The sequence below is a fragment of the Rheinheimera metallidurans genome, assembly GCF_036983985.1.
Classification (GTDB): Bacteria; Pseudomonadota; Gammaproteobacteria; order Enterobacterales; family Alteromonadaceae; genus Alishewanella; species Alishewanella metallidurans.
Window position 1 is genome coordinate 13,049 of record NZ_JALAHQ010000005.1, and the last position, 21,193, is coordinate 34,241.

Genomic DNA, 21,193 nt, shown 5'->3' on the forward strand with positions numbered 1-21,193 from the left:
CTAAAATCCAGTTCAATTATATATTCAATAGGCAGGTAGATGTCCAATAGTGGAACTCTGACGCTTAATTACTATTGAAGGGTTTTGTCTCTATATTGCTCAAGCAGTGGTAGCCCTCAATTTCTCTCAAAACGTATATTTTGCTACCTGTTATCTTCCCACACCACATCGCACATTGCCCGACAATGACCAATATCATTGGTTCTAAGGAGTTTATATCTTTATACCAGCTGGATTTGTCTATACCAGATGGGACAGGAAATCTCTCCGGATGAGTGTGCCACTCTCCCACATAGTTCATCGTTCCGTCAGAGGTGTGGTGTAACTCATTGACCAATTCTTGATGATGGGGACTTTTTCGGACGACGGTAAATCGACTCCGAATGTCACCCTGGCCTGGTTCTGAGATCGCATGAATTACAATATGATTCTCTCGTCTTTCACCGATTAATACTCCGGCAGCTTCACGGCTTACAGGAGATAACTGCCGGTAGGACTGTAATTTCTCTATTACGTTAGCCATGATGACGACTAAGTGGCCGTTATCATCTATGTATGTTATCTCAGACATGGCTATTACAGATCCGACAGTTAGTCGCAGCCTTTATTTTTGAAGGGCGCCGAGAGCGTTCACCGTCTAGTCTAACCTCGTTATAAGTCCAAAGTCTTTTATTTTCCAAAGTCTGAAGCACTGCATCCTGCATGAGTCCAGCTGTCATGACACTAACCGATGCGTCATATGGTACGAATGTACTACCACAACTCAGTCGTTTTTCTGATTGCAAATCAACTCCAACAAATCTCGAGTCAGTGCCATTCCGGTAAAAAGCCGGATCAGTATGTAAACATTCGTAGCAGGCGCAGCTATCGTCAACAAAGACTTTTGAGACCCGCCCATTTCCATCATTGTAACCGTGGATCAGAACAGGTCGTTTCTCTTTACTCAATATGCGCACAACATGAGCCAATCTCTTGGATACTGGTGGACGACCAGTGGCATCAATCACGATATCGTATTTTGCGAGCTCACAAGGCGTGATAGGAAAACAATCTTCTTTAGCCTGGATCTTAGTGTCAAAGTGAGTCGAGCGTTGCAGAACTTCTTTCAGACTGGTCGCTTTATTCTGGCCAAAATGCTCAGTATTGAGGCTATGACGGCTAAAGTTGTGGGGCATATAAGTATCGCCGTCAAAAAGGTCAAGCCTACCTGATCCGCAGCCTGCTCCCGCTCGAACTAATAATGGTGCCAGGTTACCGCCAATAGTGCCGCAGCCAACTAACGCTATGCGTAGTTTACCCAGATCTCCAATTTCAGGACGCTTTCGGTTCCGGCTTAGGATTGTTCCTTTGTCCGCACTGGTGACGCAGAGTCTCTTAAAAGCTTTAACACTTTGCCTTCCACCCAAGAGAACAGCTAGATCTTTGTACTTAGTTGATTTGCGTGCTTTTCCAGGCCTATTCTTAAATCGTTCAAGTGAGATAGCGTTTATATCAAGCTCTACGTATGCTGCTATTATGGCCTGATTATGAACATCCAGAAGAATGGCATGCTTCTTAACCGGAGCATTAACAAAATGGCTAATAACTTGAGACCAGGCGCCGTTATCGACGTGAAACAGCCAATCCAACAGCGATTTAAAAGTTTTTGGAGGCCACTCTGCGCCTGAAAGCTTATTCGGTTTAACCTTGATACGGGCTGTTACAAAAGTATTCCCGTTTGAGCTGAGCTTTCTCTGTTCCATCCAGCGACTAAGCTCGTTCTGCTGGTCTTTGGCGGATACAATCCACTCTGGTTGAGTATTCTTGATGTCGTTGCTTTCGGCTTTCGCTATCCGACAGATGAGTCCTGAGTTTTCATCGGTCAACAGATAAAGCGACTCACTAGCTAACCAATAGGCTGCAAATTCTCCCTCAAGCTCTGCGCCGGGTAACGCCGTTGCGCTTATTTGATTTACTGCGCTGTCGAGTGTTTGCTGGATTTGAAGATCGACAACCTGCAGAGTCCCTTGTAGATCGTTTGGGTTCCAGTCAGCCTCCATCTCTTGTATGTAGCAAAGATAGTAACCGTGATTAATATGCGGTATTAATTTGCCGGAGTACTGCTCGGGATAAGATATTACATAGGCATATGGCAACTGAATATGCGGGTCGCCGGAAAACCGAAGAGCAACCCTGAAATCTCCCCCTAAGGTTGAGTACACCTTTACGTAAAAGCCTGATGAATTATCATGCTTCAGCAGGGGGGAATCAGCTGGAATATGCTGTGCTTTGGTGCGTTCAAACCCTAAACATAGTAAATGGTAATGAAGATCTTCCTGCAATTTAGTTAACCACTTCTCAGCGTTGAACTGATAGTTGCCGGCGCTGGATCTTTGCGTGGTTCATGCAAAAATGCGGGCGCAGCTTCCTTCTTCACAATGAGCTCGTGCTTCGTTACACGCTGCCCAAAGGCTTGATTAATCACTATCAGCGCATAGGTATTGCTATGAGCACTTTCTGCTGTAGATAACACACTTCGTAAATCTAAGAGCTTTGCAACAATTTCTTCTTCCCTTGGTCCATGATTTACCTGGCTAGGAAACAATAGGTCTTTATCTGTATTGTCTGGACTCTCAATACCCGCTAAGAACTTCTGTGGCAGGTGGTTTGTGACAACCTTCAAGGCATGATTCAAATCGTTGCCTTTAGTCGGATGTTTATCGAGGATGTCTACAATGGCAGCCATTAAGGATATTGATGATGGTCCTTTCTCTGGCCACTGGGCGTCTCGCCATCCCTTAATAATCCGGCATATTTTCCGTAAATGCGGACCGATCCTGATACAGGCATCATTAAACCAATTTTCAACAATTTTAGGGTCGCTCTTTCGCCAGGCTTCTACACCATCCCGGATGGCAAGGTGAACACTTTTGGGATCTAAATTGTAGTCTCGCTTAGCCCTCGCCTCTGAAAACAGAGCGTCTTGATACATATCACTGTTGAAATGAATCGCCTTCAACGCAGCTTCATTTATCATGAACTTGTCTTCGGGCACTGCGTACATAGGCACATCAATGTGGACATACATTGACGGAATTCGGATGCGACCACATGTGTTCTTGGCCTCAAATTGCCAACCCTTGTTTTCTGCTACCAATGACTCCAGAGCTGTATCGACAAGTAATATAAGCAAGCTATGCCCTATAGCGGGCTGATCATTAAAAATTTCCATCGGCAAATATGTGCCGTCGTCGATGTCCATTTCTTGCGGTGGAGTTGTGTACGGTAGATTAAGGGTGTCGTACGCAAAACTGCCTTGAGTCCAAAAACGAGGTGATAACTTCTGAAAGGCTTTTCGCTGATTCTCATCCATACTGCTTATCAGCTCTGCTACCTTTTGTAGCGAAGCCGGCGTTAAATATCTAAATCTCGTGTTTGCTAATCTTTGCCTTATCTCAAAAACTGATAGAGACATAACGAACGTCGTTTTTACGACAGCCTTAGCTTCGTCAAATACATCTCTGATCCGTACACGAACCGTCTTTCTGAGTTCTTTCAATCCGCTATGCTGTGCATCGCTTAACTTTAATTTAGCGACTAGGCCATCGCTCGAATTGTTATAGTAATTGTGAAAATCCCATGTCATAACTCAACTCCTCGCGCGATTTATAGTGATTTACGGATAAAGGGTTTTGCAGGTTTTGCAAAAAATTTCTTCAGTTTAGTGTTAGTTGTGTACTCTGTTGTCGCTAGCTGTTTACCACGACTTGATAAATTCTTAAGGCTGGCTTCGCTGGCGTTATCAAGCGTGATATCCGATGCAGCTTCATTTGGAACAGTGTCATCCAAATAAACGTAATTTTCAGGATTACCTCTGGTTCTAAGCTCTCTGATTAGCATGCTTTTATGTAATATTTGATTAGCAGTCATTGTCGCCAATACCAACCGCTCGCCTTTACCCCATAGGCCAAAGTAACCACCTCTCCACCAGGAGTCTTTAGCTTCTAGTGAAGAAGGACTGATTGTGTACTCTTCACCTAGCGTGCCGATATTAAGTATGTGAATGTTCTCCATCTTTGCGTCTGGAAAATCAGATTGCATATCTAAAAACACTTCCAGCAAACCAATGAAGCTGGGGTTATTCGCTACCAAACCACCATCTGCAAAATAAGAACTTAAATCGGCGCAATAATGCGGAGAAAAATACGTTGGCGCTGCTGACGTGGCCATTGCCGCATCAATTAGTGTTAGGCGACCATCTCTATTAAACTGAGGGTTATGTGGTGTTTTGAAAAACTGGGGCTTACCGGTAGATAAATTGACGGCCGGTATCATCACCCGCCGCTCTAAGTCATTAAATGTAACCGATTCTCCAATCATGCTTTCTACGGTGTCCTTTAGCGGCTTACTCGCATAACGAGCACTAAAGATTGCTTTAATTGGAGCAAAGAAACGGTTACGTTTTGGGAAAATGAGAGGAGCTTTTTCTCTGAAAACAGTTTCCAGCTCACGTGCACTTTTACCGCATGCTAAAGCTAGGGCCAGAATGCCTCCAATAGACGTGCCAGTGATGAGGTCAAAATAATCGCCAACCTTGACATTGGTTGCCCCCGTTTTGTCTTCAATGATCCGCTCAACTTCAGCCAATACGCTAATCGTAAACAATCCACGAACACCGCCGCCGTTAAGGCTCAGGATTTTGATTTTATAGTCATCACTTTGCATGTTATGTCCTGCTCCTTAATGAATACCAAACTGTATACTTATACAGGTTTTGTTGGCAGCTTTTTATTTTTCATCTTTCTGGTAAATCATGTCGAGGCACGATTTACTTTAAAAGTACTGCGTCCTGCGTGTGCCACCTTAGATCTATTTCTCTGAGGTGAAGCACGCCTCACTACTATTAAAGGGGGGTTACTGAGTAACCCACAGAGCAATTTTTCCGCTTACCAGCAAAAACGATAAAGTAAAAAATAATGCAGTGACGATATAAGCCCCTTTACCGGAAAACCTAAACGTTATGCGAGTTAGAAAAAACCACACGTTAGATGTGGAGCGGTAATTACGCTGATTCATTAACGAGAGGTAATGCAGTAAATTGAGAGTGTTGATAATCGCCACAAGGACCAACAAACACACGCCTAGTACATGACAGATGACTAAGTAACTCCCATATTGTGTTAACGAGGTAAAGAATTTAGTGATGTGGTTATTCTGTGCTAACGCAACTAAATCAGGGGTTATTTTTTGTTTAGCGATAGCCAAAACCATTAAGCACAAAACAAGAATTGCTGTTGGTACGGCGACTCGAACAAACCAGTCACTACTTGTAAAATGGCCTTTGATTGCTGACATAAAGAAACACGTTAAGCCGAAAGCAGTCATCGAAATCAGAGCCATTTGAATATAAGCAAGAACCTCTGGAGCGAACTGCAGGTACTTCCAGACAACAAAAGCCATTAAAATGGCGACACCAAAAACCTCGCCTCCATCGCTTTGGCTCCTTCTATTGACCCTGGTGCGTTCAATAAAAACTCTGCGAGTCTCTACAACCGTGATCGTTGCAGCGGCTGATGGTCTCGCTGACAGGCCGGCGAATAGAGCACCAAAGACAACTCCCATAAGCGGAGAAAATAGAAAACTTTGCAGCACGGAATTTGAGAAAACTTCTAACATACAACCCCCAAAGTAAGCTAAGGCATAAAGCCTTAGCTAAACGCTCTGTGAGTTGTTAAATCGACAACCGGCGCGTCCGGTGCATCACGTTTCACAGCAGCAATCCCGTTGTTCCTGGCTGCTTCGGTGGTATACATTTCACTGACACCAATTACCTGTCCATTGCTGGCACTTAAAGTGAAAAAGTATTGGTCATTACGCGCTACTTTTTTGCTGTAATAGACATCATACGGCGCATGCGTTTTAACAGATTGCACGCCATTAAGGCAGTTAGCTTTGGTTGTATACCCTTCGCTTGCCAGGATAATTTCATGATTGGCTGCTTTCAGGCGGAAATAATATTGGCTGTTCGTCCCCAAAAAAACTTCAAAACGTTTTGACATTGTGGTGTCCTCATATAAGTTGATTACTATCAATTGATAAGCACTGAGCTTTTTTATCAGTGCTTATTAACTAAAGACTGAGGTTATTTATTTTCTGGACATTGTCCTGAAAATAAATTTTTTGCGTCATTAAGGAATGAGTAGTGAGTAAGGAATATTCGTATTTATCTGTTGATCAGTTTCTACAGGGCTACCAGGTATTAACTGATGGAGACATAAGGCGGCTCGTTGGAGTTTGCTACAGTCTTCGTAATGTCTACCGCTTGCAGTTGGAACCCAAAGATTTAATGCAAGAGGCGCTTACGAGGATAATTGGGAGTGATCGCAGAATTCCGGAGGATGTTTCGCTGGTCGTCGGGATCGCTAATGTAATAAAGAGCATTGCAAACGATCTCGTAAACTCGGCGTCTAATAGATCTTGGCAATTAGAAGTTGTTTCCGATGAGATAGACGGAGATATGCCAAACGTCTTAGTTTTTTCGGCATCACCTGAAGACGAATTGCTGGAAGAGCAAGAGGTTGCCGCTGTTAGCGAGAAAGTGAAGGCAATCTTTTTGTTTTTTGAACATGATGCTGAAGTCTTGAGTCTTCTTCGTTCGATAACGAAGGGACTTAAAGCAAAGGACATAGTGAAGGACACTTTTGGTGGTAGCCAAGGCAAATACGATACCACGCGGAAAAGGTTAATGAGAGGGATAGCTAAAATGAAGGTTGAAGGAGCAGAGATATGAGCAGGAAAAGCGCACATGAAAACCTCAGTGACTTCATTATCGACGATATTCTGATGTTAAGTGACGATGAGATTGAGTCAGAATTGCAGATTATGGGGATCAATGTGGATGAAAAAGTTAGCGAGTTTCGCCAGCTTGTGGATGCCCCATCGCTTGAGTATCGTAAAACCCGTTTAAGAAATGCCAAAGCTGGATCTCAGAAAATAGGCCACGCAAAGTCTTCGGCGAATGCTGTTATCGATAGTTTAAAAGTTGCAGGAAAAGACATCAGATCGGTACTCGCTGAGCTTGTTTATAGTGGTCGGATGCCAGCAGAGATCACTATGGCATTTCGAGATGGTAAGGAGATCAGTGACGACGAAGCAGAGAGCATATTGGAAGATCTGATTAATTTGGGGGTCGTAAAGGATGACGAGTCCGGCAGTTCAAAATGAAGTATTCAAGCTCTACTATGAATTAGGTATTACAGAGCCAGGTGAAATTGACCTTGAGGCGATAGCTTTTTACAAAGACGCGATCGTAAAGCGAAAGCCGTTAAGCGGTTGTGAGGCCCGGATAATAGGCGTTGATAGTAAGGCTATTATTACTGTTAATGAGCGATCACCACAGGAAAGACAAAACTTTTCTATAGGCCATGAACTTGGGCATTGGTTTAAAGACCGAGGCAAAATCGGTAATCTCTGTTCAAAGTCTGATATGGATGAAAGCTGCGGACAGAGGATTAAGCACAATGAAAAGGTCGCAAACAGCTTTGCCTCAGAGTTGATAATGCCGAGCTTCATGATGAAAACACTCATCCAGGGGCGGCCATTCACCTCTGATACTGTTCGAGATATCAAAAGTCAGTTTTGTGGAAGTTTTATCGTAACACTCAGAAGATTGATAACGATGGACACCTATATGGGCTTTTTTGCATCTTATAATCGTAACGGAAACAGAAATTATTTTAATGCCTCTCCAAGCTTGCCAGGCGACTTTTTTCCTCCGCGAACTGCTCCGGTAGGGTCGGCAATACATACTTTATTGAGCCAAAACAGGGATCTCGGGCCAACAATTGTTGACGGTAATATTTGGTGTAGAGACGATTTAGCCAGCGATACTGTGGTACACGAACATGCATTTCACTACTTTGAAGACGAATTTTTAACCCTGGTTTGGTGGCAAGATGATGAGCCCATATGGGGTCATATGGAACGGAAAGGCGAGCTGTAAGCTTTTGCATAAAAGTATTTAGTTATCGGCTCAAATGTACATTGAGTAGGCATAGTGAATGTCAAAATTAGAAGCTCTTATGGATAATGTACAAACGTATGCCGAAATGCACGCAAAGAGATACTCTGAAGGGGGTTAGGTTTTGATGGACGAAAAGGAAAACTTGTTAATAAAAGAGGCCCTCAAACAGGAGTATGAACTAAAGTTTGAGCAGCTAAAACAAAAACTTGAAGTTGAAAATAGCCGTATAAGTGAGAGAGCTATTGATAAAACTTTCAAAATTTTGGTGCCATTGGGGGGGCTGATTACTCTCCTAATTGCAGTGTTAACAGTTGCTGGCTATTCGGATATGCAAACGACGGTCAAACAGTTCGTGAATAATAGAGTTAACTTATGGTTGTCTGAAGAAAATGGCTCTTTAGCAACTAAAGAACTAAAGTCTATTCGCGATAGGTATCTTATTGATGCGTTAACTATCCGATACCTAAAAGCTAGAGTGGATGAACGCAGTTATCCATTTAAACTGACAAAAAATGAGCAAGCAGACTTAATTAGGATTGCTAATACTCCAGAAACTTCACTCAAAGATTACCAAGATATTCTTAATCTTCTCAAGATGGGAAGGTCTGCCCTTGCATTTTCACTGAGTACATTCCCTGGAGACTATAGGGGAATTGATTTGCAGGAGATATTCACAGCAAAATTGAGCTTTATAGACCAAGCTGAAAAGCAAAGAATGCTGCTATCGACCTTTAACAATGATACCTCTCTTGTTGGTGTTGCAAAGCATATTTTAGATCAGCGCATCCCAAGTTTAGAAGAAGAGGCTTTTGATATAATAGCAAACACAAGACAACCTTTCGCCTTAAACTTTGCACAAGATAAGCTCAGCCAGACTCCTTCGATTGATTTAATAAAGTTCGCAAAATATGTAGCCAATGAAGACCCTCTATCACCAGTTCTTAATTCGTTTTTGCAAAGGTTGTACGATTCAAGAAATATTAATAGAGGATGGCTTCCTGACTATTTAACCCTGTGGTCTACAATAGCTTGGACTAAAAGTGAAAGTGGGCTTGGGTGGACAGAAATAGATGAAATTCAGATAAAAAAAAGAAATTTGCTAGCAAATAAAATTTTCCTACAAGCAGTCAAATCAAATATGGAAATTGAATTATCAGAGTATCACAATAAAAGAATTCACTTTCGTTCAGAGGATTCATATATTCATCAACTTCTTAGAGCTGATATGAATCATATTTATAAAAACCCTCAACTTATCAATTGGCTTGTGGCTCAAGAACCTAATAATTTGAATTGGATAAGTAGGCTGGTATCTTTTTTTGAAATGTCAGATAAAGGGGAAAATATAGTCGGTGTGAACGCTAGAATTAGCAAGCGTGCGAAGATTGAGTTTGCAGACAATCAACAATTAAGTTCATTTGATACAGATAATTTAGTTCGTTTTTTTATTAACAAAGATGACAAAAATAAGCTAATGATTGCATATCGGGATAAGCTGGGGGACGTAATTGTTAAGCAAGTAATTAAAGTTTCAAATTTAGAAGAAGCAACATTTTCATTCAGTTTTGATGAGGATGTACTCTATAAATATATTCCTTGGCAGAATTCGTATTTGTATGAATAAGGAAAATATTAATGGTATTAAAACGTACTTAATAACAATGCAAATACTAGTAGAGCTCAATTAGCGAATGAGTTGTATTTATGTGTAGTGGCTCATATCTGATCTGACAGTTTAGCCGAAAGGTTCCAATCCAACCCGACAGTAAGTTATGAGCGAATTGCAGACATCTAACGCTTAATTTAGGGGGCGGAACTGCGTAGCAGTGGAGGTCCCAGCCCGCTTGCTGGCGACTACAATTATTTGTTATAAGCCGACTATCAAAGTTTATACGGCTTAAACTTCATAGCGTACTTTTCAAGGCTAGGCTCAGCCTTATAAACATCTATAGAGCCGCCAAAAACATCTTTAATGATTGACTTAAGTTCATAATCTAACTTTTCATGATCAAACTTATATCCAAGTAGAATTGATTCAACGTTTGTTGTTCCAATGTCTATATCAATATATTTATCAGACATTCCCTCTTGGTTAAAGTCAATAAATCGATGTTCTTCCTCATACTTCCAATCTAAGTGTTTTGTAAAAATTGCATCCATTAAGTATTGCATATATGAGTCATCCGATAGTAAATACTCTTTCATAACATCACCCAATTCCGATGATGATACGTCTGGGTATTTTTTCAGAATGGCCTCTCTAATTTTACTTGTTGAATAACAAAATGGTTCTATATCTTCATATTCAACTGCTTTATTTGGTAGGTTTTCCAAATTGTAACCAAGAACGTAACCTGCGTGATGAGTAGCATAATGAGCCCACATTATCGGAGAGTGTGGATTTCGACTCATACAGGCAATTCTAAGGTGCCGGTTAATAGTATCCGATAACGAATCATCCCTATTACCATCAAGTGTTTCAAAAAAACACTTGCTGTCATACGGATCATTAAATTGGTCTGCTGAAACATACCTCAAAGAATGGTATCTAAGTGGGGCAAATATCTCTTCAGAGCTTGCTTTAGGATTTGCACTATAATACTTAAAAAAATTCATAGCTATTAAAATTTATCCATAACTTCCATCGGCTTATAATGCCAACAGCACGGGAAAAATTGAAGCGCAGCGGAAATTTTGTCCCGACGCCTGCGCTTGTTAACTGTATATGGCACGCTCTCTTGCATCCCTTTCTTTATCAGGGTCTTCCTGGCTTTTGGTAGCTTCAAGTGCTTCAAGATAATCAGAAGGAACCCCTGTTTCTTTTGCTCCGTAGATTACGTGGAATAGATACCAAGAGTAAGGCAATAAGGATGGGGCAGTGTTAGTTGCATAGTAAGTGACGGCCTCAAAGGAATTGCCTTGTACGTCACTCACTATGACCTCTTTGTCCCTCAACATAGGAAGAGACATGTTTGACCCATAGGCAAAATATTTCACACTACCTCCCTACAGTTAACTTTCTAATAGAAGGCAAAACGTCCGCAAGTCGGAATTTTTACGCCTTCTTTCCTGAATTCAACTCATACCAAACTAACGTTCATGTACCCCTATTTCAACAGATTTTTCTAAAATCAGTAAATTTGCGTCAGACAAAATTTATACAGGCAGTACGCTAGTTGTTCTTAAATTTACTCAAGCTGGATATATGGAATTTTAACCAGTGGTTTGGGCTCATAAAGGGAGTGATGAGCAGGCATTTTCCACAACGCAAAATGTCCGCTTTTGGCACAGGGTTGACTGTCAGAATTGATCAAGCTCGATCATAAAAAGTGTCAGATGGAATTATGACTAATCCAATTTATGAGAACTTTTTCAACCAGCAATGTGCATCATTCATATCAAATACCTTTGCTCCATATCCCAGCGAGATAACTTCTTCAGGCAAGAACTCGTCAAATTTATCTACTCTTTTCTCCAGTACACTGTCAGCGAGCTCTGCCGCGGTTGGGTATGCTCTCAACGATAGAGAGCGCAATGAAGCCGCAACATCGGTTAAGGACGTTTTGCTGACCTCTATAACACCCGCGTATACTCCTGCTTCATACCCATTCATAATGAGTAGTGCAGCTATCGTATTGACAACCTTGTCACCATGCCATGTGAATATGTATACGTCATTGCCGTGTTGAAGTAATGAATTCTGTCGCAGCTCTGCCTCGTTAAAGAAAGCCACGCTCTCTCTAAACAGCTCTCTCGCGTTGGCATCAGCAAAGTCAATTTTCTGGTCAGCAACAGCGATCCGGTAGTCGCCATCACTTAATATTTTGAACATTTCCTGGCGCACCACGTCATGCACTGACATACCGCTACCGCCGAACTTTGGGGGCTTTCCTCCCTTTGCCCGTTCAACATAAATCGTCTTTTTGTCGCTGTCGATATCTTTGACTATCCACCTTTTTCCGCCAAAAATAATGTGTTGTCCAACGAGTACCAATGAGTCGATAGGCAACGTACCAAGCGTTTTGGTACCACTGACAATCCTGAATTCTTCAGGGGTTTTGAACACGGCATAGAATGAGTAATGCCCGGTGATTCGTTCGCCTAAAACACCTAAAACCAACTCTCCACTACCAAGCTGAGTAATTAATTCAGAGCTACCCATATGCAGAAGAATAGCCTTGTAGTCGGCTGCAGAAATATTTTGGAATGGCCCTTCTTTGCAGAGCAGGTTGTACAACTGATCTGCTCTAATACCTCCCCACTGTGCAATAACTGCGAGGATTTGATGCAGTAGTGTCGAAAAGTGATAAAGCGATGTATCGGCCGGCTCATACCACTTACTACTGATAAGCAGTCTTATCATGGCAAGGGACTGGATTAACTCCAAACGCAGCTTATCAATCGGGTTTGAATCTTTAGTCAGTTCATCTTCAGCAATCAACATTCTGAGAATAGAGGCGCCGCCCCTGCGTCCTGAGCGCCCCATTCTCTGGCGGAGACTTGAAACGGAGTGAGGGGCCGTAACCTGGACAACTGAATTAACTTTCCCAATATCAATACCGAGCTCCAGGGTCATGGTGCATACCGCTGTTGTAGGATAATGTTCTTGTTGAAGCCGTTTTTCGAGGCCTTCTCTCAGTTCTTTGGACAGCGAGCCATGGTGAGGGAAAAACTCATTAGGTACATGTTGTTGATCACACATGTCGCTTAACGTTGCCGCGATAATTTCCGTTCTATTGCGACTGTTGGCAAAGACAAGGTGGTTGCCACCGCGGCAAAATTTAAAGAGATCCTGGCAAATTTTATATTCAGCATCGATGGGTTCTTCGATGTCTACCTGAGCAGGATTAACGTAGCCTTTGACCTGGACTTTAAGTGTCGATACAGCATTTGTATCCCTGATGATTTTGCATGGTAATGATTGATTAGGGCGCAAAGCCAAAGGGACTTTCTCTATTTCACCAAGTGTAGCACTTAACGCCACCCTTGGAATGGGTGACTTTAATCGTCCGAGAAGGTGTTCAAGCCTATGGAGCAATGAGAGCAGATGGTGTCCACGTTCTGATCCTAAAAAGGCATGAAATTCGTCAATAACAACGTATCTCAGAAGAGAAAAAGCTGATTTGACCCAACCGGCATCACGAATGAGTAGTGACTCAAGTGACTCCGGCGTGATTAAGACAATGCCGGCAGGAGAGGTTTTCAGCTTATTTTTCTTGCCCTGAGGGCTATCCCCATGCCAGGGCGTAACCGGCATATCAAGTAAGTCTGATAGGCTTTCTAGGCGCCTGTCTTGGTCATTGATTAAGGCTTTTAGGGGGCTGATATAGAGAATACCAACCCCTTTCTGTTGTTCTGCAATAGCACTTATTGCCGGGAGAAAAAACGCCTCGGTCTTCCCTGCAGCAGTTGATGCACTGATTAGAACATCCGTTTTGGCAGATAAAATTGGCTCTATAGCAAGACTTTGGATCTCTCTGAGCTCAGACCAACCTTGCTGAAAAATCCAACGCCGAACTCTGATGTCCAGCTTCTCGTGCTCGTCCCTCATAGCTTAAAGTCGGCCAGATCATCCTCGGTGTCTTCGATATCAAGCTCTACATCGGAAGGTTTTTCTTCTTCAATAGCCACAGAAGCAACCAGATTATTCCAAGCAATATTCGGATTCTGATCGATAACCGCCAGCATATCTAGGAATGCCTTAATGGTGTTTCTGGGCGTTCTAAAGTAGGCATCACCGATAGTTTGGCTACAGTGTTTCAAAAACGCCTTTAGCGATTCATCAGGGACAAGATACTTACTTTCATCGCCTTCAGCATGTACATGGCGTAAGTTCTTAAGCAAGATGTAGAGCTCTTCCGGGGTCAAACTTGCTAGATGTAATGCAGGGGAGGAGTAATCAATGACACCGGCTTGCTTAGCAAAGGTGTTGCCGGCCAGCCTGGATTGAAGCGCTTCATAGCTATAAAGGCCTTTTCTGGGGTCGAGAAGGAACTCAGGTGTTCCGCCAAGCAAGAAGCCCAGATGCTCTGCTGTACCCTGAAGACAGTCATTAAGAATGCGCAAAATCTGTTCGTAGTTTGACGTTCGGGCAGTGGTGTTGTTCAGTTTGTATAGATTCACCATCTCATCAAGGTTTACTAATAGTCCCTGATAGCCTGCTTGCCGAACAAACAAACTCATCAACTTGAGCGAGTCATAAAATGACGCATCAGAGATGATGGTTCTTACACCGAGGTCGTTACGAGCATCGGTTTTAGTTGAGTATTCCGCACGTAACCATTTGATAGCGTTTGCTTTGAGTGCCTCATCATCAGCCTCATGGCCATTCCAATATGCCTCGACAACCTTGGCAAAATCATATCCGCCAACAAGCTCTGACAGAGAGGATAGCTTTTCATGAATGACGGCATTGATACTCTTTCCAGTGCTATCAGCTTCCATGCGAGCTTCAGTAATAAACTTCTCAACCACACTTGTTAGAGCATTACCGTCGGGCTTATTACGAGTAGACATGTTGCGCATTAGCTCTGAATAGAGGTTTCTTGCCTGGCCAGCAGAGGCATGGATCCGCCTGTCTGGTGATAGGTCTGCGTTTACGGTAACCAGCTTTCTTTCCAGCGCAATAGCCCTGACAACACTCAAGAAAAACGTTTTACCCGATCCGTACTCCCCAATGATAAGCCTGAAGGCAGAACCACCATCGGATATCCGTTCAATATCTTGGATCATGGCTCTGAGTTCATTCACCCGGCCCACCTGAATATGTTGGATCCCAACTTTGGGTGTCACACCTGATTTCAGTGACTGGATAATTGCGTCTTTTTCTTTTGCTCGGATTTTCTTAGCAATCATCATTTACCCCTTTAACTCTTCAACAATTTCGAGATCAACATAGATTTCACCATCGTCATCTAACACCGGTGCATCAACTTTTTCGTACGCCCAATTGTTGATAGTTTCGATTGCACCATCAACCATTAAATTAAATTTGCTGCAGAGCTCGTGCACTTCTTTACGCGGCCATATCGTTTTAGTTATCAATGCATCAAACAACGCTTTATGAGACTTATCAAGGCTATCTTGCTGAGGGGATGAAGCAATTATTTGCTCTGATTCAGGCTCATCATCCACTGCAAAAATATTTTCTAACATTGATTTCGCGTCACTGGTGTCACTCTCGTGCATCGCAAGAATGTCTTCATCCAGTTGAAATACGTCGTTACTTTTTTCTGCATCTGCTACCGGTGACTGATTGGCTTTTCTGGTAGTAGTCAGTTGATGAATGTCGCTTGTGACGAGCGATTTATCTAAACCTAAAGAGGTGTAGAGCTTCTCAATTTGTTTTATTTCGGATGACTCTATTTTACCGTCAGCAAGGGCAATTGAAATTATAAACTTCTTCAAAAACTCAACTTGGTTGGTGTTTAGCAACTCTATTCTTGCCCCCAGCCCCACGGTGTTCGCCGGACTATTTAACCGCCATGTCAAATATGCAGATAAGGAGTTCTTTTCAGTTGGTGACAACTTGTCATCATGTTCGATGAGTCTACGCAGTGTGATTTCTTCGTCATGAGCAACGACCTCGTCAATATTTGCCACCATTGCGCCAAGTCTTAATGCGAGCATTACCTGATGGAACGCAGGGCTAGACTCAAAAAACTCTCCATGACCTGGCGAAAACAAGACGATATTTCCATCAACTTTGAATTTGGTTAGGTGAAAGCGTTGGTCTGGTGCAATACCTATATCCGCCTTCGCCGCGAGATTAGTAAGCAGGTCAATCTCTTTTTTGTTAAGGTTTTTTGGTAGCGGCATCCCTGTGTGAGACCAAAACTGTTTAACTGTTGTCAGTCCTTTTTCATTAGAGATAACTTGTTCAGCCCAACGCTTAAATGATTCGATAACAGGTGAGTCAGATTCGTTTGCCAACTCTTTGGGCAACAACATTAATGCTGCTATATCGTGCTTGGAGGTATCTGCTTTGCCTAAATATCGGCTGTAACTATTCAACTCATCTGTACACTGTTCAGCGATAGGAATAAGTTTGTTTATAGGCGCTTTAAGAACGCTGGGATCTGGTAAATCTTCTAAATTTAAATCAACATTATGGATGCCATTGCTTGCGGCGTGGTAAGACAACGTGAGCTTAGTTTTATTTGGTTTCACCGATATGCCGTTACCAAATTTTTCAGTAAACCTTATCTTAAATAGCCTTCTGAACTCGTCTTCGCACCTGCGGGCGGGTGTCTTCAGAGAGTATTCGAACGTATTTTTTAACCAGTCCAGTGCCAAGTCTGCGCTAACAGGTTGGCCATTTGCTATAGTGGTTGCAAGTTTAACTTTGAATGACAAACTGTTATTCGTTTCCGGTATCTCTTGCGTTCTATGCTCAAGCACTGCTGGTCTGAGTAACGCCAGTAGTTCGAGGAAGTTAGCCGAATATCCCCTAAAAGAACGGTTTGCGCTGAACACGTTATTAAGGCGCAACACCTCGTCAAAAATGGTAAGAAACTCTTGGTCTGAAACCAACTTGTTTGCTTGGTTTTCAATAATCCGTCTCTCAAATCCATAAAAGTATATGAATACATAGCCGATAGGTGTCGTTGAGTCAGAGCGATCGGACGCTAAAAAATCAAGGTAGGCGCCTCTACAACCTTTAGATAAAGTCGCATAACTTGGCCAGTACCCAAGTGACTCATCAGTATACAATTCAGATCCGATGGACGCGGACATGGCAACTGCAGGACGTCTTTCATCAACTAACGAAGGCTCGATCCCATACCCTGAGAGGGAGTTCAAAACACCTCCAAAATAAAACAGTCCCTTGGATATTTGCCTACCGTTAACTGTTAATTGTTCACCTTCTTCAACCCATCGACCTTTTTGCGTATTGGACGATTTCTCCGCATCTCTGCCATAGCTCGTATAGACTGTGAATGTTGCAAAATTATCATCCTGATCATTGTTGTCCGTCGGAATAGTCGAAGGACGGTTGCTATTTGAGTAGCTGCTTTGAGTATAAGTTTTGGATGGTTTGCTGGTGGTGGCGCGTCTAGTCGGTTTGGGGTTAGGTTTTCCGGATACGAGTTTATATAAAAAATAAATGACAACAGCCCCTATCACGAATTCCATTTTCTTATCCTTATGATGGTCGGGAGTATTTACTTAAGCTCAATTCAGAGCCTGAATTCCCTAAAAAAACAACTTAAACTGCTTTCATTCTTCTATCAGATTTCATCTGAACTGGCAAAAATAAACTGTATTATGGATCGAAATGTTAAAGAAAAATTGGTTTTAGAGTTAAGGTATCAAGCAAGAAATGTGCTGTAGCTTCTAAAAAAACTGACATGTTTCCTTATCAAAATATGCTTTGCCAGCGTGATATTCTGGGAGAATGAACTACCCTTTTTTCATATTTGGTGTAGCTGCCGGCCAACGCAAAGTTAAGGGCGCTTGGTTATGTTGTAGCTTAAAATGACTGAAAAATGTCATTCAATGCACTTTGATAATATCAAGTCAGCAAGCATTCTTGCGCCTTTTACAGGTAAATGTAAAGTCGTTTTGAGGTTTTTGGCGCGTCTTTACATTTTGAGCTTGGCGGGAAGTAATTCTTGGTAAACGTACTGATTTTATTAGATAATTGTCTTTACATATCGGGAAGTGTAATAGTCCCGTTCTGATCAAAAGTATAGTTTTCACCTGAGATTCTTTTTGTAAAGAATGCTCTCTAAGCCCTTATATTAAGGGCTTTTTTTATTGCTAATTATCTAAGCCTTGAAACCGCTGTGGTTAAGCCCCACTACTTCATAGTTGTATGCCAGTTGATATGTAATTGGTGTATTTAAAGCATAGCGGAGCCCTAATGATCCCTTTATCCATTTTAGATTTAGCGCCAGTGTCGGCTGGTAGCACGGTTGCTGATAGCTTTGCTAGTAGCAAAGCCTTAGCTCAGCTTGCCGAGTCACTTGGTTATCATCGTTATTGGTTGGCCGAGCATCATAATATGCCGGGTATTGCTAGTGCGGCTACCTCATTACTTATCAGTCATTTAGCGGCTGCCACTTCGCGCATTCGCTTAGGTGCTGGCGGCATTATGCTGCCCAACCATTCGCCACTGGTGATTGCCGAGCAGTTCGGGACGTTAGCAACCTTATATCCTAACCGTATTGACTTAGGTTTAGGCCGCGCACCGGGCAGTGATCAGGCTACTGCTAGAGCGCTACGCCGCAATCGGGCTGAAACCGAAGCGCAGTTTCCTGCTGATATCGCTGAGTTGCAGCAGTATTTTGCGCCGGTTAAGCCGAATCAGCTAGTGCAGGCCGTGCCGGGGCAAGGGTTAAATGTGCCGTTGTGGATACTGGGCTCCAGCTTGTATGGCGCTCAATTGGCCGCTCAACTTGGTTTACCCTATGCCTTCGCCTCGCATTTTGCACCCGGTATGCTGACACAAGCCGCCGCGTTATATCGTCAGCAATTTAAACCATCAGCGCAGTTAGATAAACCCTACCTTATGCTGGCAATGAACGTGTTTGCCGCTGACACCACGGCTGAAGCCAAACGCTTGTTTAGTTCGGTACAGCAGCAGTTTGTTAACCTCACTCGCGGTGTTCCAGGTTTACTGCCGGCGCCTGTGGCTAACATGGACAGCATTTGGCAGCCGCATGAAAAAGCCTATGTAAATACTGCGCTTGCATGCTCTGTGGTAGGTGATGCAGCGTTAGTGAAACAAGGTATTGCCGATTTTATTGCCCAGCATAATCCGGACGAATTGATGTTAACTAGTATGATGCACAACCCTATAGCGCGGCAAACCAGCTATCAGATAGCGGCAGAATTAATCAGCAGCTAAAATTAGCTGTTTGCCTAAAGCATAAATTACTCAAGTTCTTGCACACCACCACCTGATACGGTAAGAATTTGACCACTGATCCAGCTGGCGGCAGGCGAGCAGAGAAATAATGCCGGGTTGGCCATATCTTGCGGTTCGCCGAGTCGGTGAATCGGAGTTTTCTTCAGCATATTTTGTTCAATTTCTGGCGTAAGTACAGATTGCAACGCGGTGGTGCGGGTTGCGCCTGGGGCAATGCCATTAACGCGAATATTTTTCGGGCCAAGATCAAACGCAATATTGCGAATAAGGTGATTTGTTGCCGCCTTAGATGCGGCGTACGACGCCATATGTTCATTTTTATTTTCACCTGCCATAGAGGTAATGGCCAAGATTGAGCCACCGCCTGCTTTTTCCATTTCTGGTGCGGCAAGTTGCGCTAAGCGAAACAAAGAAAACACATTTAAATCAAATGCACGCTTAAAGTCAGCCATTGGCATATCAAATGGCTTAGGCCCGCCGCCACCTGCATTGCTAACCAGAATAGTAAGCTTACCTAGTTGGCTAACTGTTTCATTAATTAAACGAGATAAGTCATCTTCTTTCGTAATATCGCAAGCAATGGCGGCGGCTTTACCGCCGTTAGCGATAATCTGCTCTGCAACAGCATTAGCTGTTTCTTGTTTAAGATCACTAACCATTACCGCGGCGCCCGCTGCAGCAAACGTTTCAGCAATGGCGCGACCAATACCCGCACCTGCGCCAGTAACTACTGGCAACCTGTCCATGTAGTGTAAAGTCTGTCGAGTTGTACATGTTTTTCCCTCCTGAAGGGGTGAGAGTTCTAGTTTAGCCTACCACTGAGCAAGCTTACTGGCTGAATATAGTAATGAATGATAGTGGTATATTTACCTAATAGCTAAAACGAGCAGCAAAGCATTTCGTTAAAATTCTGATGCATAGGCCAAGTTTATTTTGAGTTATCTTAGCAATTTTCTTAGTTATAAATTGTATAGAGTTGTGATCTCGTAGCCGCATATTTGTGTATTAAGCTTTACCATTCACCGCTATATTTCCCCTCTTTGCCGATACTGCGACAATCTTTACCTTATCTTGACAGTTACTGCGTTGAGGCTGGGTTAGCATGGCATTATAGTGTTCACAAATTTAGTTTATGCGACAGGAAGTACAAATGGCAGCGTTAAAAAAACCTTTACTGGTTACTGGCTTGGTTATTGTAGTGGCAGCAGCGTATTGGTTTTGGCCGGCGGCAGAGCCGACAACAGCAGCAAAACGGCCCAGAGGCCCAATGAGCCCTTGGGCCATGCCGGTGCCGGTGCGGGTAGTAAAGGCTGAGCTTGCTGATTTACGCGTACAAGTTAAAACCATAGGTACGGTTACGCCAATTAATACTGTGGTAGTGCGCAGCCGAGTATCTGGGCCGTTGCAGCAACTAACTTTTAAAGAAGGCGATAAGGTTGAGCAAGGCCAGTTGCTGGCGCAAATAGACGCTGCCGATTATCAAATACAATTAGCCCAAGCCCAAGGCCAGCAAGATCAAAACTTAGCCCAGCTTAAAAACGCTGAACAAGATTTAGCGCTGTACAGCACCTTGCGTAAACAAAACTCTATATCTGCCCAACAGTTTAACCAGCAGCAAGCTTTAGTCGCCCAGCTTACTGGCGCGTTAAAAAGTAACCAAGCGCAAATTGACGCGGCTAAATTACAGCTGTCTTATACCCGTATTCATGCGCCAATTAGTGGCCGTTTGGGCCTGCGCCGGGTTGACGCAGGTAACCTAGTACAAGCCAATGACAGCGAAGGTATAGTTACCATTACCCAAAGCGCGCCAATTAACGTGGTGTTTTCTATTCCAGAGCGGCAACTGCTTGCGGTGCGCGATGCCGTGCGCGCGGGCAATAACCTAACGGTAGAGGCGTGGGACAGAGATGAGCAGCAGTTATTAAGCCGTGGTGTGCTAACAACACTGGATAACCAAATTGATATTGCCACTGGTACCTTGCGCTTAAAAGCCGAGTTTGCTAATCAGCAGGAAGAGCTGTTTCCAAACCAGTTTGTTAACGTCAGGCTGAATATTGCCCAGTTGCAAGGTGTTATTTCTGTACCGCAAGATGCAGTGCAATATGGCTCGGCCGGTACCTATGTTTATATTATTGAGCAAAACAAAGCGCAAATTCGCCAAATACAGCTGGGCGCGGCAGATAATGGCGTGATTGCGGTAACCGGCGGCTTAACCGGTGGTGAGCAAGTGGTGTTAGAAGGGCTAGATCGGTTACGGCCAGGTCGCGCGGTAGAAGTAATAAGCGACTCCGCAGCGTCAGCGCAATAAGGAACAGACG

General features: G+C 43.2%; 18 protein-coding genes. 6 read left to right on the forward strand and 12 right to left on the reverse strand.

Annotated features, from left to right (window positions below; translation table 11 throughout):
• Positions 1 to 64 precede the first annotated feature (64 nt).
• The 6 genes from cap3 to MN199_RS12795 all read right to left on the reverse strand — a co-directional run bounded on the left by cap3 (position 65) and on the right by MN199_RS12795 (position 6,038).
• Entirely contained in the window at positions 65 to 571 is a 507-nt protein-coding gene (cap3, locus tag MN199_RS14800) for a CBASS system CD-NTase/cGAS isopeptidase Cap3 (RefSeq protein WP_418338097.1), read from the reverse strand.
• Positions 564 to 2,321 carry an E2/UBC family protein gene (locus tag MN199_RS12775; RefSeq protein WP_213997624.1) on the reverse strand — a complete coding sequence of 586 codons (1,758 nt, stop codon included), beginning with the start codon at positions 2,319 to 2,321 and terminating at the stop codon, positions 564 to 566. Before MN199_RS12775 ends, cap3 begins: the two co-directional genes overlap by 8 nt.
• A 5-nt stretch (positions 2,322 to 2,326) precedes the next feature.
• Positions 2,327 to 3,625, reverse strand: coding sequence for a CBASS cGAMP synthase (locus MN199_RS12780; RefSeq protein WP_213997625.1), 1,299 nt, complete (start codon positions 3,623 to 3,625; stop codon positions 2,327 to 2,329).
• Positions 3,626 to 3,645: 20 nt separating this feature from the next.
• Positions 3,646 to 4,704, reverse strand: a complete 1,059-nt coding sequence (locus MN199_RS12785; RefSeq protein WP_213997626.1) for a CBASS cGAMP-activated phospholipase — start codon at positions 4,702 to 4,704, stop codon at positions 3,646 to 3,648.
• A 189-nt stretch (positions 4,705 to 4,893) separates the two neighbouring features.
• Positions 4,894 to 5,655, reverse strand: coding sequence for a hypothetical protein (locus tag MN199_RS12790; RefSeq protein ID WP_335739678.1), 762 nt, complete (start codon positions 5,653 to 5,655; stop codon positions 4,894 to 4,896).
• A gap of 32 nt (positions 5,656 to 5,687) precedes the next feature.
• Positions 5,688 to 6,038, reverse strand: a complete 351-nt coding sequence (locus MN199_RS12795; RefSeq protein WP_335739679.1) for a YegP family protein — start codon at positions 6,036 to 6,038, stop codon at positions 5,688 to 5,690.
• A 143-nt stretch (positions 6,039 to 6,181) separates the two neighbouring features.
• On the opposite strand from MN199_RS12795, the gene MN199_RS12800 reads away from it, so the two are divergent.
• The 4 genes from MN199_RS12800 (at position 6,182) to MN199_RS12815 (ending at position 9,626) form a co-directional block, all read left to right on the forward strand.
• Positions 6,182 to 6,769 (forward strand): RNA polymerase sigma factor, encoded by a 588-nt coding sequence (locus MN199_RS12800; protein WP_335739680.1) that lies wholly within the window; start codon positions 6,182 to 6,184, stop codon positions 6,767 to 6,769.
• Complete coding sequence (locus tag MN199_RS12805) at positions 6,766 to 7,203, forward strand: hypothetical protein (RefSeq protein WP_335739681.1); 438 nt, start codon at positions 6,766 to 6,768, stop codon at positions 7,201 to 7,203. Before MN199_RS12800 ends, MN199_RS12805 begins: the two co-directional genes overlap by 4 nt.
• The gene (locus MN199_RS12810; protein WP_335739682.1) at positions 7,178 to 7,981 is read left to right on the forward strand and encodes an ImmA/IrrE family metallo-endopeptidase; all 804 of its coding nucleotides are present in this window, start codon (positions 7,178 to 7,180) and stop codon (positions 7,979 to 7,981) included. Before MN199_RS12805 ends, MN199_RS12810 begins: the two co-directional genes overlap by 26 nt.
• A gap of 145 nt (positions 7,982 to 8,126) precedes the next feature.
• On the forward strand, positions 8,127 to 9,626 hold the full coding sequence (locus MN199_RS12815) for a hypothetical protein (protein WP_335739683.1): 1,500 nt from the start codon (positions 8,127 to 8,129) through the stop codon (positions 9,624 to 9,626).
• Positions 9,627 to 9,883: 257 nt separating this feature from the next.
• On the opposite strand, the gene MN199_RS12820 is transcribed toward MN199_RS12815, so the two are convergent.
• The 5 genes from MN199_RS12820 to MN199_RS12840 all read right to left on the reverse strand — a co-directional run bounded on the left by MN199_RS12820 (position 9,884) and on the right by MN199_RS12840 (position 17,137).
• On the reverse strand, positions 9,884 to 10,618 hold the full coding sequence (locus MN199_RS12820; RefSeq protein ID WP_335739684.1) for a DUF2971 domain-containing protein: 735 nt from the start codon (positions 10,616 to 10,618) through the stop codon (positions 9,884 to 9,886).
• Positions 10,619 to 10,717: 99 nt separating this feature from the next.
• Positions 10,718 to 10,999: a gamma-glutamylcyclotransferase gene (locus MN199_RS12825; protein ID WP_335739685.1), complete on the reverse strand. Its 282-nt coding sequence runs from the start codon at positions 10,997 to 10,999 to the stop codon at positions 10,718 to 10,720.
• A 361-nt stretch (positions 11,000 to 11,360) separates the two neighbouring features.
• Positions 11,361 to 13,553 (reverse strand): DEAD/DEAH box helicase, encoded by a 2,193-nt coding sequence (locus MN199_RS12830; RefSeq protein ID WP_335739686.1) that lies wholly within the window; start codon positions 13,551 to 13,553, stop codon positions 11,361 to 11,363.
• Entirely contained in the window at positions 13,550 to 14,860 is a 1,311-nt protein-coding gene (locus MN199_RS12835) for an ATP-binding protein (protein ID WP_335739687.1), read from the reverse strand. The genes MN199_RS12830 and MN199_RS12835 overlap by 4 nt, the downstream gene beginning before the upstream one ends.
• On the reverse strand, positions 14,861 to 17,137 hold the full coding sequence (locus MN199_RS12840) for a tellurite resistance TerB family protein (protein ID WP_335739688.1): 2,277 nt from the start codon (positions 17,135 to 17,137) through the stop codon (positions 14,861 to 14,863).
• Positions 17,138 to 17,867: 730 nt separating this feature from the next.
• On the opposite strand from MN199_RS12840, the gene MN199_RS12845 reads away from it, so the two are divergent.
• On the forward strand, positions 17,868 to 18,854 hold the full coding sequence (locus tag MN199_RS12845; protein WP_335739689.1) for an LLM class flavin-dependent oxidoreductase: 987 nt from the start codon (positions 17,868 to 17,870) through the stop codon (positions 18,852 to 18,854).
• A 26-nt stretch (positions 18,855 to 18,880) separates the two neighbouring features.
• Here the strand turns inward: MN199_RS12845 and hdhA are convergent, their stop codons facing one another.
• A complete protein-coding gene (hdhA, locus tag MN199_RS12850) occupies positions 18,881 to 19,621 on the reverse strand; it encodes a 7-alpha-hydroxysteroid dehydrogenase (RefSeq protein ID WP_335739690.1) in 741 nt (246 codons plus the stop codon).
• 404 nt (positions 19,622 to 20,025) lie between these two features.
• Here hdhA and MN199_RS12855 point away from each other — a divergent pair, with 404 nt between their 5' ends.
• Positions 20,026 to 21,183, forward strand: a complete 1,158-nt coding sequence (locus MN199_RS12855) for an efflux RND transporter periplasmic adaptor subunit (protein WP_335739691.1) — start codon at positions 20,026 to 20,028, stop codon at positions 21,181 to 21,183.
• Positions 21,184 to 21,193: the final 10 nt, after the last annotated feature.

Excerpts from the sequence above, each read along its gene's own strand:
- MN199_RS12820 (WP_335739684.1), bottom strand. The coding sequence starts at position 10,618 with ATGAATTTTTTTAAGTATTATAGTGCAAATCCTAAAGCAAGCTCTGAA.
- MN199_RS12790 (WP_335739678.1), bottom strand. The coding sequence starts at position 5,655 with ATGTTAGAAGTTTTCTCAAATTCCGTGCTGCAAAGTTTTCTATTTTCT.
- MN199_RS12845 (WP_335739689.1), top strand. The coding sequence starts at position 17,868 with ATGATCCCTTTATCCATTTTAGATTTAGCGCCAGTGTCGGCTGGTAGC.
- MN199_RS12780 (WP_213997625.1), bottom strand. The coding sequence starts at position 3,625 with ATGACATGGGATTTTCACAATTACTATAACAATTCGAGCGATGGCCTA.
- MN199_RS12830 (WP_335739686.1), bottom strand. The coding sequence starts at position 13,553 with ATGAGGGACGAGCACGAGAAGCTGGACATCAGAGTTCGGCGTTGGATT.
- MN199_RS12835 (WP_335739687.1), bottom strand. The coding sequence starts at position 14,860 with ATGATGATTGCTAAGAAAATCCGAGCAAAAGAAAAAGACGCAATTATC.
- MN199_RS12840 (WP_335739688.1), bottom strand. The coding sequence starts at position 17,137 with ATGGAATTCGTGATAGGGGCTGTTGTCATTTATTTTTTATATAAACTC.
- MN199_RS12805 (WP_335739681.1), top strand. The coding sequence starts at position 6,766 with ATGAGCAGGAAAAGCGCACATGAAAACCTCAGTGACTTCATTATCGAC.
- hdhA (WP_335739690.1), bottom strand. The coding sequence starts at position 19,621 with ATGGACAGGTTGCCAGTAGTTACTGGCGCAGGTGCGGGTATTGGTCGC.
- MN199_RS12855 (WP_335739691.1), top strand. The coding sequence starts at position 20,026 with ATGGCAGCGTTAAAAAAACCTTTACTGGTTACTGGCTTGGTTATTGTA.
- MN199_RS12785 (WP_213997626.1), bottom strand. The coding sequence starts at position 4,704 with ATGCAAAGTGATGACTATAAAATCAAAATCCTGAGCCTTAACGGCGGC.
- cap3 (WP_418338097.1), bottom strand. The coding sequence starts at position 571 with ATGTCTGAGATAACATACATAGATGATAACGGCCACTTAGTCGTCATC.
- MN199_RS12815 (WP_335739683.1), top strand. The coding sequence starts at position 8,127 with ATGGACGAAAAGGAAAACTTGTTAATAAAAGAGGCCCTCAAACAGGAG.
- MN199_RS12810 (WP_335739682.1), top strand. The coding sequence starts at position 7,178 with ATGACGAGTCCGGCAGTTCAAAATGAAGTATTCAAGCTCTACTATGAA.
- MN199_RS12795 (WP_335739679.1), bottom strand. The coding sequence starts at position 6,038 with ATGTCAAAACGTTTTGAAGTTTTTTTGGGGACGAACAGCCAATATTAT.